The organism is Wohlfahrtiimonas chitiniclastica DSM 18708, from assembly GCF_000375345.1.
Classification (GTDB): Bacteria; Pseudomonadota; Gammaproteobacteria; order Cardiobacteriales; family Wohlfahrtiimonadaceae; genus Wohlfahrtiimonas; species Wohlfahrtiimonas chitiniclastica.
The window spans coordinates 368294-384781 of the sequence record NZ_AQXD01000001.1 but is presented as its reverse complement, the minus strand read 5'-3'; the positions used below and the strand labels follow the sequence as shown (position 1 = coordinate 384781).

15 protein-coding genes, 1 other RNA gene and 2 riboswitches are annotated in these 16488 nt (G+C 44.6%); of the genes, 8 read left to right on the top strand and 8 right to left on the bottom strand.

Annotation, left to right across the window (positions count from 1 at the left end; all coding sequences use genetic code 11):
• Positions 1-852: a metal ABC transporter permease gene (locus tag B143_RS0101750; protein WP_018121935.1), complete on the top strand. Its 852-nt coding sequence runs from the start codon at positions 1-3 to the stop codon at positions 850-852.
• Positions 852-1703 (top strand): metal ABC transporter permease, encoded by an 852-nt coding sequence (locus B143_RS0101745; protein WP_018121934.1) that lies wholly within the window; start codon positions 852-854, stop codon positions 1701-1703. The genes B143_RS0101750 and B143_RS0101745 overlap by 1 nt, the downstream gene beginning before the upstream one ends.
• A gap of 43 nt (positions 1704-1746) precedes the next feature.
• Here B143_RS0101745 and mgtE read toward each other — a convergent pair whose 3' ends face one another.
• Positions 1747-3153 (bottom strand): magnesium transporter, encoded by a 1407-nt coding sequence (gene mgtE / locus B143_RS0101740; RefSeq protein ID WP_018121933.1) that lies wholly within the window; start codon positions 3151-3153, stop codon positions 1747-1749.
• A 303-nt stretch (positions 3154-3456) separates the two neighbouring features.
• Positions 3457-3541, top strand: a riboswitch (glycine riboswitch).
• A 3-nt stretch (positions 3542-3544) separates the two neighbouring features.
• Positions 3545-3640, top strand: a riboswitch (glycine riboswitch).
• 25 nt (positions 3641-3665) lie between these two features.
• Here mgtE and B143_RS0101735 point away from each other — a divergent pair.
• Entirely contained in the window at positions 3666-4295 is a 630-nt protein-coding gene (locus tag B143_RS0101735; protein ID WP_018121932.1) for a trimeric intracellular cation channel family protein, read from the top strand.
• 21 nt (positions 4296-4316) lie between these two features.
• Entirely contained in the window at positions 4317-4769 is a 453-nt protein-coding gene (locus B143_RS0101730) for a hypothetical protein (RefSeq protein ID WP_018121931.1), read from the top strand.
• Between the two features lie 31 nt (positions 4770-4800).
• Here the strand turns inward: B143_RS0101730 and B143_RS0101725 are convergent, their stop codons facing one another.
• The 4 genes from B143_RS0101725 to B143_RS0101710 form a co-directional block, all read right to left on the bottom strand.
• The gene (locus tag B143_RS0101725; RefSeq protein WP_026165669.1) at positions 4801-5280 is read right to left on the bottom strand and encodes an ExbD/TolR family protein; all 480 of its coding nucleotides are present in this window, start codon (positions 5278-5280) and stop codon (positions 4801-4803) included.
• Positions 5281-5282: 2 nt separating this feature from the next.
• The gene (locus tag B143_RS0101720) at positions 5283-6014 is read right to left on the bottom strand and encodes a MotA/TolQ/ExbB proton channel family protein (RefSeq protein WP_008314984.1); all 732 of its coding nucleotides are present in this window, start codon (positions 6012-6014) and stop codon (positions 5283-5285) included.
• A gap of 25 nt (positions 6015-6039) precedes the next feature.
• Entirely contained in the window at positions 6040-6765 is a 726-nt protein-coding gene (locus B143_RS0101715; protein WP_248647499.1) for an energy transducer TonB, read from the bottom strand.
• Positions 6766-7024: 259 nt separating this feature from the next.
• Positions 7025-7552 carry a Dps family protein gene (locus B143_RS0101710; protein ID WP_008314987.1) on the bottom strand — a complete coding sequence of 176 codons (528 nt, stop codon included), beginning with the start codon at positions 7550-7552 and terminating at the stop codon, positions 7025-7027.
• Between the two features lie 274 nt (positions 7553-7826).
• Between B143_RS0101710 and B143_RS0101705 the strand changes: the two genes are divergently transcribed.
• Positions 7827-8165: a carboxymuconolactone decarboxylase family protein gene (locus tag B143_RS0101705; RefSeq protein WP_008314988.1), complete on the top strand. Its 339-nt coding sequence runs from the start codon at positions 7827-7829 to the stop codon at positions 8163-8165.
• A gap of 62 nt (positions 8166-8227) precedes the next feature.
• Here the strand turns inward: B143_RS0101705 and rnpB are convergent.
• From rnpB to B143_RS0101690, 3 genes are all read right to left on the bottom strand, one after another.
• An RNA gene (gene rnpB, locus B143_RS09815) (RNase P RNA component class A) lies at positions 8228-8576 on the bottom strand.
• Between the two features lie 53 nt (positions 8577-8629).
• Positions 8630-10030, bottom strand: coding sequence for a sodium:proton antiporter (locus B143_RS0101700; RefSeq protein ID WP_018121928.1), 1401 nt, complete (start codon positions 10028-10030; stop codon positions 8630-8632).
• Between the two features lie 174 nt (positions 10031-10204).
• Positions 10205-10804 carry a nitroreductase family protein gene (locus B143_RS0101690; protein WP_018121926.1) on the bottom strand — a complete coding sequence of 200 codons (600 nt, stop codon included), beginning with the start codon at positions 10802-10804 and terminating at the stop codon, positions 10205-10207.
• Positions 10805-11024: 220 nt separating this feature from the next.
• Between B143_RS0101690 and tkt the strand changes: the two genes are divergently transcribed.
• The 3 genes from tkt (at position 11025) to B143_RS0101675 (ending at position 16423) form a co-directional block, all read left to right on the top strand.
• A complete protein-coding gene (gene tkt / locus B143_RS0101685; RefSeq protein WP_018121925.1) occupies positions 11025-12998 on the top strand; it encodes a transketolase in 1974 nt (657 codons plus the stop codon).
• Positions 12999-13081: 83 nt separating this feature from the next.
• Positions 13082-13498, top strand: a complete 417-nt coding sequence (gene yajC, locus B143_RS09655; protein ID WP_008314995.1) for a preprotein translocase subunit YajC — start codon at positions 13082-13084, stop codon at positions 13496-13498.
• Between the two features lie 81 nt (positions 13499-13579).
• Positions 13580-16423, top strand: a complete 2844-nt coding sequence (locus tag B143_RS0101675; protein WP_018121924.1) for a protein translocase subunit SecDF — start codon at positions 13580-13582, stop codon at positions 16421-16423.
• The last annotated feature ends 65 nt before the right edge of the window (positions 16424-16488 follow it).

Here is a 16488-nt window from a genome sequence, read left to right as displayed (position 1 = left end):
ATGTGGGAACTCTTAACTGAACCCTTCACCTATGAATACATGCGTAAAGCCATTTGGGTCAGCGGATTGGTGGGGGGAACCTGCGCATTTTTATCAGCGTATTTAATGCTCAAAGGTTGGTCCTTAATGGGCGATGCCCTTTCCCATTCGGTGGTGCCGGGCGTTGCTGGCGCATATGCGCTGGGCTTACCTTATTCGATTGGTGCGTTTTTCTCAGGTTTATTGGCGGCATTTTCCATCACCATCATTCGCCATTTTACGCGCCTAAAAGAGGATGCCATCATTGGCTTTATCTTCTCCACGTTCTTTGCCATTGGCTTATTCATCGTGTCACTCAATCCCACTTCTGTGGATGTGCAATCCATCATTTTTGGGAACATTTTGGCCATTGCCGACAGCGACATTTTACAAGTGAACATCATCATTGCCGTCTCACTTTTGGTGTTACTCGTGATCTGGAAAGATTTATTGGCCGTATTTTTTGATGAAACCCATGCACGTTCTGTGGGGCTATCACCTTTAAAACTTAAAATCATCTTTTTTACGCTCTTAAGTGCATGTACAATTGCCGCCCTACAAACGGTGGGCGCCATTTTAGTGATCGCAATGGTGATCACACCCGGCGCAACCGCCTATTTATTGAGTGATAAGTTTTCCCACATCATCATCATTTCCATGATCATTGGCACCGTGAGCAGCGTTGTCGGTGCTTGGCTCAGTTACTATTTAAATGGTGCAACAGGCGGCGTGATTGTCTCCCTACAAACGGCGCTTTTTTTACTTGCTTTTGTGTTTGCGCCAAAATATGGCTTCATCGCAACGCGCCTTAAAATCCGCAAAGGAGGTCAATGATGGACAGTTTCATCACCTTCTTCACTGAACCCTTTCAATTAGAATTGATGCGCCGCGCGCTGTATGCGGCCATTGTGATTGCCATCATCTGTGCGCTCTTTTCCTGCTTTTTGGTGTTAAAAGGTTGGTCTTTGATTGGCGATGCCATCTCACACGCCGTATTGCCGGGCGTTGTCATCTCATTCATCATTGGCATTCCCTTCATCGTTGGCGCTTTTTTCTCAGGCATTTTTTGTGCCTTTGCCACAGGATTCATTAAAAACAACTCCCGCATCAAGGAAGATACCGTCATGGGCATTCTCTTCTCGGGGATGTTTGCCATTGGTTTAGTGATGATCACAAAAGTGGAGAGCAACATTCATCTTTCCCACATTTTGTTTGGGAACATTTTGGGCATCACACACGCTGAATTTATTTTTACATTGGTGATGAGCGGCATCATTGGCATCATTTTGTTAATGAAGGTCAAAGATCTCATTCTCTTCTGCTTTGATCCGATTCAAGCAAAAGTTGTGGGTTTACCCGTAACATTGATGCATTATCTCCTATTATCCATGCTCTCTTTAACCATTGTCACCGCGCTACAAGCGGCAGGCATCGTGCTTGTGATTGCAATGTTGATTGCCCCTGGCATCACTGCATTTTTACTCACCAAACGTTTTGAGTATATGTTATTGATCGCGGTGATCGCCTCTGTCAGTGCTTCAGTGATTGGCACCATCATCAGTTACCATTTAGATGCGGATACAGGTCCATCAATTGTCATTGTGCAAGCCATTCTCTTTGCTTTAGCGTATGGCGTGAGTTTACTCCTTCGCCCTTCAGCAACAAAAACGCCGCATCAAGCTTGATGCGGCGCTGCCGTTGAATCTAGATTCATCCGTTAAACTAATGCTAGCCCACTTGCTCAGCCGCTTGCACTAAGAGATCACTCAAGAACCAATACGCAAATGAGAAGTAAATCACCACGCCTAAAAAGTCCATGATGGATGTGAGCATCGGTGAGCTCAATGTGGCTGGGTCAATGTTAAATCGTTTGGCAATGAAGGGCAGCAAAATACCGATCAAACCACCCACAAATGTCACAGTAATCATGGACAATGCCAAAATCATCAACACTTGAATGCTGATGCCATCTTTAAAGAAGTATGCCAAAATCACTTCCACCGTTGCCACCGTCACACCGAGCATCAAGGCGACCGGAATCTCTTTTTTGAAGATGAACCACACATCTTCCCATTTCAGCTTAATGTCACCGAGCGCCATTGAACGAATCACAAGCGTTGCCGATTGACTGCCCGTATTCCCGCCCATGTCCACAATCGGTGCTAAGAACGCTGCTAAAATGATCACTTCAGATAAAATTTCCTCTTGTTTGGCCACAAAGCTACTGGTGAAGACGCCAAAAATCGTCAAAATGATCAACCAGAAACCACGCACGGTGAGCATGCGCCAAAAACCTGAGTATTGATAATCCAGCTCTGGCCCACTCATCGGCACGTTGCCCCCAAGCTTGGCAAAGGAGTCCGCAGCGGATTCACGTAAGCGTTCCATCGCATCATCAACTGTGACAATCCCGATCAAATGCCCATAGTTATCCGTCACAGGTAATGCATCAAAGTCATAGCGCTCAATCAGTTCAACCGCCACCGTATCTTTATCTGAGGCGCGTGCTTGAATGATGTCGCTCACCATAATGTCCTTCATGCACACATCATCATCGCGCAGCAATAGATCCTGAAAGGAGAGTACGCCCACTAAATGGCGAAACTCATCGGTCACATAGATCATGGAGAGCGAATCTTTATTGCGCGCTTCACGGCGGATTTGTTGCCAAACATCGCTGACGGTGGCATTGGCCGAAACATTCACATAGTCGGCACTGGTCATCGCGCCCACCGTGCCTTCAGGATATGATGAAAGCTCTAAAATGGCATCGCGCTCACCTTTGTCTAACGATGGAATGATGGAGTTGCGCTGCACTTGGCTCAGCATCACAAATAGGCTCACCTGCTCATCTGATGGCAATGCCTCAAACAAGCGCTTTAACGCTGCGATGGACAGATGCGGCACAAAGCGCACCTTCTCTTCCTCTTCAAACTCCTCAAAAAGATAGGCTAAATTCTCGGCATCTAATTGTTCAAGGAGGGCGACGACATCTTCTGTGGCAAATGCTTCGACAGCATCCGCTAAGTCGATGGCTTTGGTATTTTGAATCAGTTCAATAAAACGCTCAACATCACGCGTTTGAATGATGGGCTCTAAATGAAAATAAAGATTAGATTTATGATAAACACTCATTAAGTTGCTCCCTTTTTTAATGATGAATTAGGAGAACCATGGTTTCAGACCATTGCAATCTTCAGCTGCCCTGAAGATTGTGGATTTCAGGACTCAGCTTATTGTATTGTGGTGTAAGATCGCCATATCGGCACGATCGAGTCATCATCCATGGAAAGTTTCCCTCTGTTAAAATTGTCGCCATTATACATGTTCAGTAAACAGTTGAATGTTAAATTATCTAAATGATTATTTTTGTCCTTTAAAAAATTGCTAACTTTTTAATTATTAAGCACTTTTTTATTTATGCATTTGATCATATAATGCCAAATCGCAGGAGAGTGAGTTTAATCTCTGCCGAAGGCGCAAACTCCCATAAACGCTCAGGCTCATGGACTGCGAACAACGATATTAATCGCCAACTGGAGAGAGAGATGTGAATCTCCACCGAAGGGGCAAGCAATTTAGGTTGCGTAAACTCTCAGGTAAAAAGGACAGAGGGAGTGGCAAAACTCAATCGATTAGGAGTTTTTGTGCTTTTTTACATCTATATTGTGGCCATTACGGCTGAAGCCATGTCTGGCGCGCTCGCAGCGGGACGCCGTAACATGGACATGTTTGGCGTGGCACTCATCGCCTTTTTAACAGCCCTTGGCGGCGGCACCATCCGCGATATCATTTTGGGGAATTATCCCATTTCTTGGACGCAGCATCCGACGTACATCTATCTCACCATTTCCGCAGGTTTATTGACCATGTTGGTGGCACGCTTCATGCACCGCTTAAATCGTATCTTTTTGATTTTAGATGCGATGGGGCTCATTGCATTTACCATCATTGGTTGCAATGTGGCGCTGCGTTTAGAGCCACAATTTCATTACAGCACCATTGTGGTGATCATGGCAGGCATGATTACAGGTGTGGGCGGCGGCATTTTACGCGATGTGCTCTGTAATCGCACGCCACAAGTTTTGCGCCATGAGCTCTATGCCAGTGTCTCTTTATTGGTCGCCCTGCTCTATTTAGGGTTAAAATACTTTCATGTGGATGAAAACATCAATATGAGCCTCTCCTTTGTGGTGGGTTTGAGCATTCGCTTAGCCGCCATTCATTGGAATTTGTCTTTGCCTGTTTTCTCCTATTCACCCAATAAATGGAAATGATCCCATGAATAAGGAGTTATTATGATCCGTTCGTTGATACTCTCAACCCTCTTACTGCTGCCAAGCGCTGCGTTTGCTGTGAATGCACAATCTTCTGACCGCTGCGTCCTGCTTGAAGATGGCGCAGAGTTGTGTTTAAAATCCCCCAAACAATCCACAGATGCTAAACCTAATCCCAAAGTGGTGGCAGAAGCCTTAACGCAATTATTGGCCTTGCCTTCGGATTATGAGCCTTCCCTACAAGCGGGCTTAAATTTATTGTCTAAAAAAGATCCCTCTGAAATCGATGTGGTGACGCTTGTGAATCAACTGCTCACAGCAAACGATGTGCCAAGCGAAATTGGCAATACATTGCAAAGTTACGTCAGCATGATTACGCAAGATTCCCCAGAAGCTGAGGATCAATTTTTAAAAGCGGGCACAGGACTATTAAAACTCATCATTCAAGCTTCTAAAGATACGGATGAGGAATAAAAAAGCGCCCTAGGGCGCTTTTTCATCTTAATTACGGCGTGACTTCTGCGGCTTTCGCGCCGCCTTCATCCGGCAGCGTCACAAAGCCAATGTTGCCAAGCCCTACTTTACTCAATGCGGTGATGGTTTTCGCCACCACTTCATAAGGCACCTTCACATCCACATGCAATTGCACCAGCGGATTGTGTTCAGGATTATTTGCTGTGGCATCTGCCTTTAATTTTTCAAGGGTTGCGAGCACCTCTTCATCATTGGGCATCAAGGCTTCATTGATGTGCACCTCTGATTGCTCATTGATGGCAATGATGATGGGCTGATTTTCCATCTGATCTTGCTTCGGCTGCTCTTTAATGTCCACCGCTTCTGGCAATTTCAACTTCACCGATTGCGTGACTAAAGGCGCCGTGAGGATGAAAATCACCAGCAGCACCAACATCACATCGATGAGTGGCACCATATTAATCTCTGCCCGAGCCCGAGAATTTGTCCCACGTAAACGTCCAAAGGCCATGCTTATGCTCCCTGTTTTTTCGCTTTATCGTGGCAATCGTTGTTGCAGCCTGAGCAATCGCCGCCCAATAAGTTCAATAATTCAAAGGCAAAAGAGTCAAGTGCACCCATGGTCACTTGATTGCGACGTGTCACCCAGCTGTGTGCTAAAACCGCAGGAATCGCCACGGCTAAACCCACGCCCGTCATGATCAAAGCTTCACCCACAGGACCGGCCACTTTATCAATGGTGCCTGCGCCTGTTGAACCAATTTCAATCAATGCATGATAAATACCCCAAACGGTTCCAAATAAACCCACAAATGGCGCAGTTGCTGACACTGCGGCCAATGCAGTGACGCCATTTTCACAGCGCAAATGGATTTCATCCAATTTCGTGCTCAAAGCACGCGTGATCACTTCACTGAGTGAGCCACTGTCACGCAATGAATTGCCATGTGTTTTTTGATAGCGCTGCACGGCATGAACACCCGCATCTGTTAAAATTTCATGATAATTGTTTGGCGTGTGCTCGGCTAAATAGCCATCAATGTCTTCAACGGATTTCGCGCTCCAAAACATTTTTAAGAATTTTTTCGTGCGCACGCGCTCTGATAAACCTTGCAGCGCTTTTAAAATGATGATGAGCCAAGACACCACAGACATTAAAATCAAGATGCAAAAGAGCACCTTACTCACCATGTCGGCTTGCCCAATAAAATGTTCAAATCCCATACTCGAAACTTCTGGTTGCATTGTCTTTCCTTTTCTTAATTGAGGCTTAAAATTTTAATTGATATGGGATGCGAACGGAAAAGCTTTGTGCTTGTCCATTGACCATATACGGCTTGAGGCGAACTTTATAGCCAGCTTTTTCAGCGGCTTTGTCGATCTGTTCATTGCCTGAGGATTTTTCAATCTTAACGGACATTGCATGCCCTTTTTCATTAATTTTGATGAGCAATACGGTTGTGCCACCAACACGGCGCATGATGACAGAACGCGGATATTGTGGTGAAGGTTTTGCGAGCACAGACACTTCCTGCATATTGAGCACACGATGATCAATGCGCTTAGATTGACGTTTATTTTCGGGTTTAGCCTCTTGCTTCTTAGGTTGAGGCTTTGGCTTTTTCACCTCTTTTTTCGGCTGCTGAATTTTTGGCGCATCAGGCGTTGGCTTTTTCACCGCAACAATCTCTTCTTTAGGCGGCTCAATGACAGGCTCAGGCTCAACCACTGGTTCTTCGATTTTTTCTGGCGTCTCCTCAATCGGCTCAGATTGCTCCACCACAGCTTCAACCGCTTCAGAGGGCTGATCCTCATCATCGTGTTGATTCGTCACCTCTTTTGCGGTATCGACCCCGGCTAAGGTGATCTGACTCATGGTCATGGTGGGCTCAACAAACTCAATGTGCATCTCTTGGCCGCGCCCTGCATATGTAATGGCGTAAATCAGGCCACCATGAAGTAAAAACACCCCGATCAATGCAGTCACAAAGATCATAAAATTTGTTTTGTCATGCAATAATGGCACAGCGCTTTCCCAATTGATTGATGTGTAAATAAAAGATGTACGGAGCAGTGACCGTCAACAGCGGCCTTCTTCCTTGGAATTATTCCTATTTCCGGTTGAAATGTCAATACAAATGCTATTTATTCTCATTTGATAAATTTAAGCAAATGCTTGTGACTCGGGTTAAGCTGATCTTTATCCACAAAAAAAGAGAGCCGAAGCTCTCTTTTTGATGCATGATCAATGATGATTAATGACCTGCCGTTCCTGCCCCACGACTCGATTCATACAAGAACCAAGTGCGACGTTCCGCTTGATCGATCCATTCATCTAACAAACTTGTGGTGGCAAAATCATCGTACTCATCACAAACTGTATGAACGGCACGCAATTCTCTCACTAATTGCTTATTGTCTTCCACCAACTCAGCAAGCATATCTGCGGCTTCCACATAATCGGCAGTGTTTTCAGCCAAACGGGATTTTGCGGCAATCTCACCAATTGAACGCAAGGTCGTGTGACCCAGTTTACGCACACGCTCCGCGCAATCATCCACCATGGTCAATAGCTCTGTGGCTTGTTCATCTAATAATAAGTGATAATCACGAAAATGTGGGCCACTGACATGCCAATGGAAGTTTTTCGTTTTCATATATAGGGTAAAAATGTCTGCCAATAAGGCATTCATACCGCCGGCAATCTCGGCTGCACCTTTCGCATCAATGTCTGTAGGGGTTAATAAAGCGCTTTTACGGATTTCTTTAATTTTAGCTGGCATAATGAACTCCTTTGCATATTTATGCATTTAGTGTGTTGATTTCATAGAATATTTCCAAACAACACATTCATTATAGCAACTCTATTTTTAAAATCCATTGAATCCTAGTTATGTGGATCATTGTGAATTTTTATGGCATCCATCTTTGAATTGCGCAATTTGAATGCACATTAAATTACCAAAAGTAACATTTATTACAAAAAGGCGTTATAATGAATGTCTCCTACTACTGTTGTTTCACATTTGTTGAATTTTATTAATTGAGGAACTCAAAATGACTGATTACAAATTAGCCGCAAAGCAACTCAAAGAAGAACGCGCATTTTTAATGAAAGAGAATAAAGCCATTGGCCAATCAATGTATGCATTGCACACAACGGCCATTAAAGACGGCGTGATTTCTGCTAAAAATAAAGAATTGATTGCCCTTGGCATTGCCATCAGCACTCAGTGCGAAGGCTGCATGCTTGCACACATTGAAGGTTTGATCTCTATGGGCGCAACCTTAGAAGAGATCTCAGAAACTGTGGACGTGGCCATTTTAATGGGCGGCGGTCCGGCAGTGACGTATGGCGGTAAAGCCATCGCAATGTATAAAGCTCTAAGCGCATAATTCACCCTCCCCCGAATTTATGCCAATAAAAAACCCTCTCATTTGAGAGGGTTTTTACTGTTTGTATCAGTCAATCTATAAGCCGGGTTCTGTCGAGAATTATCATTCATCTAGGAGTGGAATCACTTCCACCCTCAAGCAACCTACCCGAACACAGCGCGGATCACGCTATCAGTGTTCCTATTTGGTCTTGCTCCAAGTGGGGTTTACCTCAGCTACACGAAGTCACCTTGTGTACGGTGCGCTCTTACCGCACCTTCTCACCCTTACCGAGACTTGCGTCTTTAGGCGGTTTAATTTCTTCAGCACTTTCCATCGGCTCGCGCCGTCTAGACGTTATCTAGCACTTTGATCCGTGGAGCCCGGACTTTCCTCGAATGATTACTCACTCGCGATAATCCAATCAACTGATGCATGGATTATCCCGATTTTAAGAAAAATAACAAGCTTTTTCGTGAATTTCTTTATAAGAAGAAAATCAAAGTGAGCAGAATATACACCGGCACTAAAATCAGCACAGACCACTTCATATAACCAAAGAAGCTTGGCATATTCACACCTGCTTGCGTTGCAATGCTTTTAACCATAAAGTTTGGTGCATTCCCGATGTACGTCATCGCACCCATGAACACAGAACCCATGGAGATTGCCAATAACGTCGGACTTAAATCACCCATTAAATGGTGCGCATCGCCTGAGGCTAAGTTAAAGAAGACCAAATAAGTCGGTGCATTGTCTAAGAAGGCAGAAAGTGCACCGGTCATCCAAAAGTACATGGCATTAATCGGTGCGCCTTGTGTGTCATGCACCATCGTCACAACGCCAGACATTGAGCCCATTGAGCCTGCTTTTAAAATCTCTAGCACAGGCGCAATTGTAATGAAAATACCGGCAAAGAGTTTGGCCACTTCTAACACAGGATCCCAACCGAATTCATTTTTCTGATGAATCTCTTTAGCTGTCACTTTTAAAGATAAAAATGCCATCACCAATAAAATCACATCACGCACAATGTTTTGTAACTCAACTGGCGTGCCTAAAACGGTAAAGGAGATGCCAGGCTTCCAGAAACCTGAAATCAATACGCCCACAATGATGCCGGCTAAGAAGATAAAGTTCACCTTGCCATCAATGCGAAACGGTACTTTTTCTTCGCTGGCATCCACTGTAATGCCCTCTTTTTTATAGCAATAGCTGTCTAACACAAAGAAAATACCAAGCACGATCACCGTTGTGATGAGCAAAGGCAATAACATGTGTTTCATGGTCCAGAAGAAATCTACACCTTTTAAGAAGCCCAAGAATAAGGGTGGATCACCCAATGGCGTTAAACTGCCGCCAACGTTGGCCACTAAGAAGATAAAGAAAATCACAATGTGCACGCGAGATTTACGGTTTTCATTCGCACGCAATAGCGGACGAATGAGGAGCATTGCCGCCCCCGTTGTGCCCATAAAGGAGGCTAAAAACGTCCCGATCAATAAAATGGTGGTGTTGAGTAACGGCGTACCTTTTAAGCTACCTTCTAGATAAATCCCGCCTGAAACGGTGAACAGGGAGAAAATCAACACAATGAACGGAATGTATTCTAACAGCATCGCATGGGCGATCACTTCTGTCATCTCACCGATGCCAAAGACGATGATGAATGGGATCATGAATCCTAAGCACCACAGCGCGGTGATCTTACCAAAATGATGGTGCCAGATGTTCACGGCCACCAGTGGAAAAATGGCGATGGACAATAAAATCCCTGCAAAAGGAATGATCCACAGTAAACTTGCATTAGCGCCATCAAAACCAGCGGAAAAAGCTGCTGACGATAGACTCAGCGCCACTAGCAATAAAGATGTTAACTTCTTCATATCTACTCTTTAAGTTTATTCAAACAAGGATAGATACTACAATAATCAAATGGCCAAAGCTACAAAAAATCTACCTCTTTGCCCATTTTTCCTTGAGTTTATGCCCATAAAAAAGCCAAATTTCCTGAAAAATTTGGCTGGATGTTCCACTAAAGTACTGTACTACGATCGTATTTAAGCACCAAAGACTCTAAAACGCTCACTGTCTAACATATGCGCTTTTTCTGCCGGCATTCCCTCAATGGAACCAAAAGGCATTTGTCCAAGCAATTGCCATGACTCAGGCAATTGCCACGCTTGTTGCACGGCTTCATTGATGAGGGGATTGTAATGCTGAATGCTTGCGCCAAGGTTGTGTTCTGTCAACATGAGCCACACTGCATATTGTGCAATTGCCGTGGATTCTTGTGCCCATTTCGGAAAATTATCCGCATACAACGCAAAGCGTTCTTGCAGTTCTTTGACCACATTTTGATCTTCAAAGAATAAAATGGTGCCAAATGCCGCCCGAAAACCATCTAAACGCTGTTGTGTGGCAGCAAATTGTTCCGCGGGCACGATTTGACGCAAAGCGTCTTCGGCAATCGACCACACACGCTGATGGGCTTGACCATAAAGCACCACAACGCGCGAGCTTTGTGAATGGAAGGCAGAAGGCGCTTCTCTCACGGCATGCTGAATCATCTCTGTTAAAGTGTCTGTATCGATCGCCACTTGATTGCCCAATTGATAAATGCTGCGACGCTTTGCCAATAATGCTTGAATTTGACTCATAAAATCCTCGATTCATTCGATAAAATGGATGGTGTGTGAAGAATTATAAGGACTTATTGGCCAAATGCGAATGATTTTCCTTTAACAAACTATTCTAAAAATAGAACAATAAAAGCATTGAAATAAAAAATTTAGAACAATTGTAACTCCGTGTGATTTCTCCCACCATTTTCAGTATAATGTGCGGACCATTTCTCCAACATTCATTTAAGGAATTAAAATGTCATCAATTGAGCAAAAAAGCGCCAATGCCATTCGTTTTTTAAGCATGGACGCGGTACAAAAAGCGAACTCAGGTCACCCGGGTGCACCGATGGGTATGGCCGAGATGGCTTATGCGCTCTGGCACAACCATTTATCTCATAACCCAAGCAATCCTAACTTCTTTAACCGTGATCGTTTCATCTTATCGAACGGCCATGCGTCTATGTTGTTGTATTCATTGCTTCATTTAACCGGTTATGATGTATCGATTGATGATTTGAAAAACTTCCGTCAATTGCACTCAAAAACAGCCGGTCACCCTGAACATGGCTACATTGCCGGCATTGAAACCACCACAGGTCCATTAGGTCAAGGCATCAGCAATGCGGTGGGTTTTGCATTGGCAGAAAAAATGTTGGCCGCGCAATTTAACAAAGATGATTTAGCGATTGTGGATCACCACACGTATGCATTTTTAGGCGATGGCTGCATGATGGAAGGCGTTTCTCATGAAGCCTGTTCATTGGCAGGTACGTTAAAACTCAATAAATTGATCGCATTGTATGATGACAATGAAATCTCCATCGATGGCAATGTCACCGGTTGGTTCACTGACAATACTAAACAACGCTTTGAAGCGTATCAATGGAATGTGATTGGCCCAATTGATGGCCATGACATTGATGCAGTCTCTCAAGCGATTGCAGATGCAAAAGCGCAAACTGAAAAACCAACATTGATCATCTGTAAAACTAAAATTGGTAAAGGTTCTGTGTCTAAAGAAGGCTCAGAAGCCACACATGGCTCACCACTTGGCCATGACGAAATTGCAGCCATCCGTGAAAAAATGGGTTGGACTGCAGCTGCATTTGAAGTGCCTGAAGATGTGGCAAGCCATTGGGATGCCAAAGCAAAAGGTTTGACCACAGAACAAAACTGGTCTGCCCTTTTTGCACAATATGAAAGCAAATATCCTCAATTGGCTAAAGAATTCTTACGCCGCATGCATGGTGATTTACCACAAAACTTTGATGAAATCATCAAAGCTGCCATGACAGACGTTGTGGCCAAAGGTGAAAGCATTGCAACGCGCGTTGCCAGTAAAAATGCCTTAGATGCATTGGCATCCCATTTACCTGAAATCGTGGGCGGTTCTGCGGATTTAACGCCATCAAACAACACATTCTTTAAAGCAAGTGTTGATTTAAACATCACCACAGGCGAAGGCAACTATGTACATTATGGCGTGCGTGAATTTGGCATGAGCGCCATCATGAATGGTTTAGCATTACATGGCGGTTTCATTCCTTATGGCGCAACATTCTTAGTGTTCAGTGATTATGCACGCAACGCGATCCGCATGAGTGCATTGATGGAACAAAAAGTGATCTACGTGATGACGCATGACTCCATCGGCTTAGGTGAAGATGGCCCAACCCATCAACCTGTTGAACACGTTGAATCATTACGCTTGATTCCTAACTTACGCGTATGGCGCCCTGCCGATACGGTGGAAACCATGGCAGCATGGGCAGCGGGTTTAACCTCTAGCAAAAACCCAACATTGTTGGCATTGTCTCGTCAAAAACTCCCGTTCTTAACCCGTGATGAAGCAACGGTTGCTGACATCAATAAAGGTGGTTATGTATTGAAAGAAAATGACAATGCAAAAGTGACATTGATCGCCACCGGTTCAGAAGTTGAATTGGCGATGAAAGTGGCCGCAACACGTGATGATGTACGTGTTGTCTCCATGCCTTGCGTTGAAATCTTCCGTGAAAATGACAAAGCTTATAAAAATGGCGTATTAGGTGATGCACCTGTATTGGCCATTGAAGCGGGCACAACACGCGGTTGGTATGAATTTGCAGATGACGTTGTGGGCATTAACACCTTTGGTGCTTCTGCGCCTGCGGAACAATTATTTGTTGAATTTGGCTTCACTGTGGACAATGTGAATCAACACATTGAGCAATTAATTCAAAAATAATGCAAAATTAGTGCTTCAGTGCGATTGAATTTTGAACATTCAGTCGCATTATGAGATAACATCTTTTTATTTTGGAGTTACAAATGTTAAGAACTTTACTTTTATCCTTGGCAGCAATCACTTCTTTATCTGTGGCAAATGCACAGGCTCAACCTGCAGCAGGCGGCGACATGACAAGTACATTCATCTTGATTGCCATTATGGGTGCAATGATGTATTTCATGATCATTCGTCCACAAAAGAAACGTCAAAAAGAGCATCAACAATTGATGGCTTCATTAAAAATTGGCACAGAAGTGATCTCAACTGCAGGCATCGTGGGTAAAGTGACTAAATTAGAAGACAACTTTGTACACGTTGAAATTGCCCCAAATGTTGTGATCAAATTCCAACGCGCAGCCATTGTCAACATGGTACCTAAAGGCACCATCCAAGACGGCAGCGACAAAAAGGGTAAGAAAGACGACAAAAAAGACGACGTTGTCAAAACTGAAGGTTAATCCCGCACACTTTATGTAACGAAATCGATGGCAAGTGATTCACTTGCCTTTTCGCTTTTCATCAACAACGAAGAAATAATTATGCTAAATCGTTATCCACTCTGGAAAAACTTACTGATCATTTTGGTGTTGGCGATCTGTACATTATTAGCGCTGCCCAATTTATATGGTGAGGATCCTTCTGTTCAAATCTCCCCGACACGCACAACGCAAGTGGATGATCAACTCATCAATAATCTTGAAGGTTTGCTCAAAGAACAGAACGTGCCCTATAAGCGCATCGAGCGCCTAGATGATCAAGTGTTGGTGCGTTTCAACGATACCGAAACACAATTAAAAGCCAAGGATCTCATCGCGCGCGATCTTGGCAATGGCTATATGACCGCCTTAAACTTAGCGCCAGATATGCCACAATGGTTAGAAGACCTTGGCATTCGCCCCATGTATTTAGGGCTTGATTTACGTGGTGGCGTGCATTTCTTATTAGAAATCGACATGCAGTCACTCATCACGCAGCTCACAGAAAGTTATGCCGATGAAATCAAAGCGGCTTTGAGCGAACACAAAACACCGTATCAATCTGTCACTGTCAATGGCGAAACCATTGAAGTGCGCTTTAAAACCGATGCTGAAGCGGCCAATGCCCGCAACTCCATCACCATCAACAAACCGAATTTGATGCAGCTTAACTGGAGCATCAACGGCAATCAATTGATCGCAAAACTGTCATCTTCTGAAATCACTGAACGTAAAAACAATGTGGTGGCACAAAACATCGTCACATTGCGTAACCGTGTCAATGAGCTAGGCGTCGCTGAACCTGTGATCCAACGCCAAGGTGCTGAACGCATCGTGGTGCAATTGCCAGGCGTGCAAGACACCGCACAAGCCAAAGAAATTTTAGGCACAACCGCCACATTAGAGTTCCACATCGTTTATGAAAACAGCGCGATGGAAGCACCTCAAGTGGCACAAGGCTTGAAAAAAGCGCCCCTTGGCACAAAACTCTATCATTGGCGTGACTCTGATCAACCGATTCTCTTAAAGCGTCAAGTGATGCTAACGGGTGAATCGATTGTCAATGCTGTGGCGCAAATTGACCCAGAAAATCGCCGTCCTTTAGTGGCCATCACGTTAGATTCACAAGGTGCGGATAAGTTCTCTGTGGCCACAAAAGCCAACGTTGGCAAACCAATGGCGACAGTGTTCATTGAGCATAAAACTGAAACCGTCATGGAAAATGGCAAAGAAGTGAAGCGCAACATTGTGACCGAAGAAGTGGCCAATGCAGCCACGATTCAACAGCAGCTCTTTAAGAACTTCGTCATCACCGGTTTAGATTCATTGGATGAAGCCAATAAATTGGCCATCACATTACGCTCAGGCGCCCTAGCCGCTCCGATCCAAATCATTGAAGAGCGCACCATTGGCCCAAGCGCAGGTAAAGACAACATCCAAAAAGGGATGAATGCTGCCCTTTATGGCTTAATCGCTGTGATGGCATTCATGCTCATTCGCTACAGTGCTTTTGGTTTGATTGCCAACATTGCATTGTTTGCGAACTTAGTGCTCATCATTGCCTGTTTATCTTTATTGCAAGCCACTTTAACATTGCCGGGGATTGCCGGGATTGTGCTCTCCCTTGGGATGAGTGTGGATGCGAACGTCTTGATCAATGAGCGCATTCGTGAGCTCTTACGTAAAGGCGTGAGCCCGCAAAATGCCATCAATGATGGTTTTAACCGCGCATTTGCCACCATTATGGATGCGAACTTAACGAGCTTATTTGCAGCTGTGGTGCTCTTCCTTATTGGTTCAGGTGCCATCAAAGGCTTTGCGGTGACATTGACCATCGGGATCATCACTTCTGTCTTTACCGCGGTCTTTATGAACCGTGCAATTGTGAATGCCATTTGGGGCGGCCGTCGCCTTAAATCGATTCCGATTGGTGGCAAAGAATTGCTCCATATTTTCAGTGGTGACACCACCTATGACTTTATGAAGTATGCCAAAGCATGGGTAATTTTCTGTGTGTTTGTGATTGTGGCTGCCATTGGTTCTGTGGGTGTGTTTGGCTTTAAATATGGTCTAGACTTCACAGGCGGTACAGAAGTGGAAGCGGTGTATCAAAACAGCATCGAAACAGATGATGTGCGTAGCGCCATTGAACACGCGGGCCTTAAAGATGCAGAAGTGCAACACTTTGGCTCAAGCCGTAATGTGCTCATCACTTTGCCGATCATTGAAGGCCTGAATGAAGCTTCAATTTCCACCAATGTTCTCAATGCGTTAGAAACCTTAGATCCCAATGTGGAAATCAAACGCGTGGACTTTATTGGCTCAAAAGTGGGCGATGAATTGGTCACCGGCGGTGTTCTTGCCTCCGCGATTGCCATTTTGATGATTCTTGCTTACATCTGGATGCGCTTTGAGTGGAAATTGGCCGTCAGCACCATTTTATCCACCTTACATGATGCGGCATTTATCCTAGCGGTCTTTGCCATTTTAGGCATGTATGGACACCTGCAATTTGATCTGACCTCACTGGCCGCGATTTTAGCCGTCATCGGTTACTCGGTGAATGATACGGTGGTTGTGCTCGATCGCATCCGTGAGAACTTCCGCGCATCTCGCACCGGCACGCCAAAAGAGATCATTGATCAAGCCATCAATCAAACACTGTCTCGTACCATCATGACATCGGTGACCACATTGTTGGCCTGTTTATCCTTGTACTTATTTGGCGGTGAAGCCATTCACACCTTCTCTTTCATCATGTTGATCGGTATTTTAGTGGGCACATACTCTTCGATTTTCATTGCCTCCTCATGCGCATTGTTGCTTGGCCTCAAGCGCGAAGACCTCTTACCTCCTAAAAAAGAGAAAGAAGATCAACCTGAACAAGAGTCCATGACTTATTTCTAAATAGTCAAAGGTAATCAACTCTCTACAAGCCCCACTTCCCGTGGGGCTTTTTAGATTTTGCGGTT

Coding starts and splice junctions, on each gene's coding strand:
- B143_RS0101750 (WP_018121935.1), top strand. CDS start 1: ATGTGGGAACTCTTAACTGAACCCTTCACCTATGAATACATGCGTAAA.
- B143_RS0101745 (WP_018121934.1), top strand. CDS start 852: ATGGACAGTTTCATCACCTTCTTCACTGAACCCTTTCAATTAGAATTG.
- mgtE (WP_018121933.1), bottom strand. CDS start 3,153: ATGAGTGTTTATCATAAATCTAATCTTTATTTTCATTTAGAGCCCATC.
- B143_RS0101730 (WP_018121931.1), top strand. CDS start 4,317: ATGATCCGTTCGTTGATACTCTCAACCCTCTTACTGCTGCCAAGCGCT.
- B143_RS0101725 (WP_026165669.1), bottom strand. CDS start 5,280: ATGGCCTTTGGACGTTTACGTGGGACAAATTCTCGGGCTCGGGCAGAG.
- B143_RS0101720 (WP_008314984.1), bottom strand. CDS start 6,014: ATGCAACCAGAAGTTTCGAGTATGGGATTTGAACATTTTATTGGGCAA.
- B143_RS0101715 (WP_248647499.1), bottom strand. CDS start 6,765: ATGATCTTTGTGACTGCATTGATCGGGGTGTTTTTACTTCATGGTGGC.
- B143_RS0101710 (WP_008314987.1), bottom strand. CDS start 7,552: ATGCCAGCTAAAATTAAAGAAATCCGTAAAAGCGCTTTATTAACCCCT.
- B143_RS0101705 (WP_008314988.1), top strand. CDS start 7,827: ATGACTGATTACAAATTAGCCGCAAAGCAACTCAAAGAAGAACGCGCA.
- B143_RS0101700 (WP_018121928.1), bottom strand. CDS start 10,030: ATGAAGAAGTTAACATCTTTATTGCTAGTGGCGCTGAGTCTATCGTCA.
- B143_RS0101690 (WP_018121926.1), bottom strand. CDS start 10,804: ATGAGTCAAATTCAAGCATTATTGGCAAAGCGTCGCAGCATTTATCAA.
- tkt (WP_018121925.1), top strand. CDS start 11,025: ATGTCATCAATTGAGCAAAAAAGCGCCAATGCCATTCGTTTTTTAAGC.
- yajC (WP_008314995.1), top strand. CDS start 13,082: ATGTTAAGAACTTTACTTTTATCCTTGGCAGCAATCACTTCTTTATCT.
- B143_RS0101675 (WP_018121924.1), top strand. CDS start 13,580: ATGCTAAATCGTTATCCACTCTGGAAAAACTTACTGATCATTTTGGTG.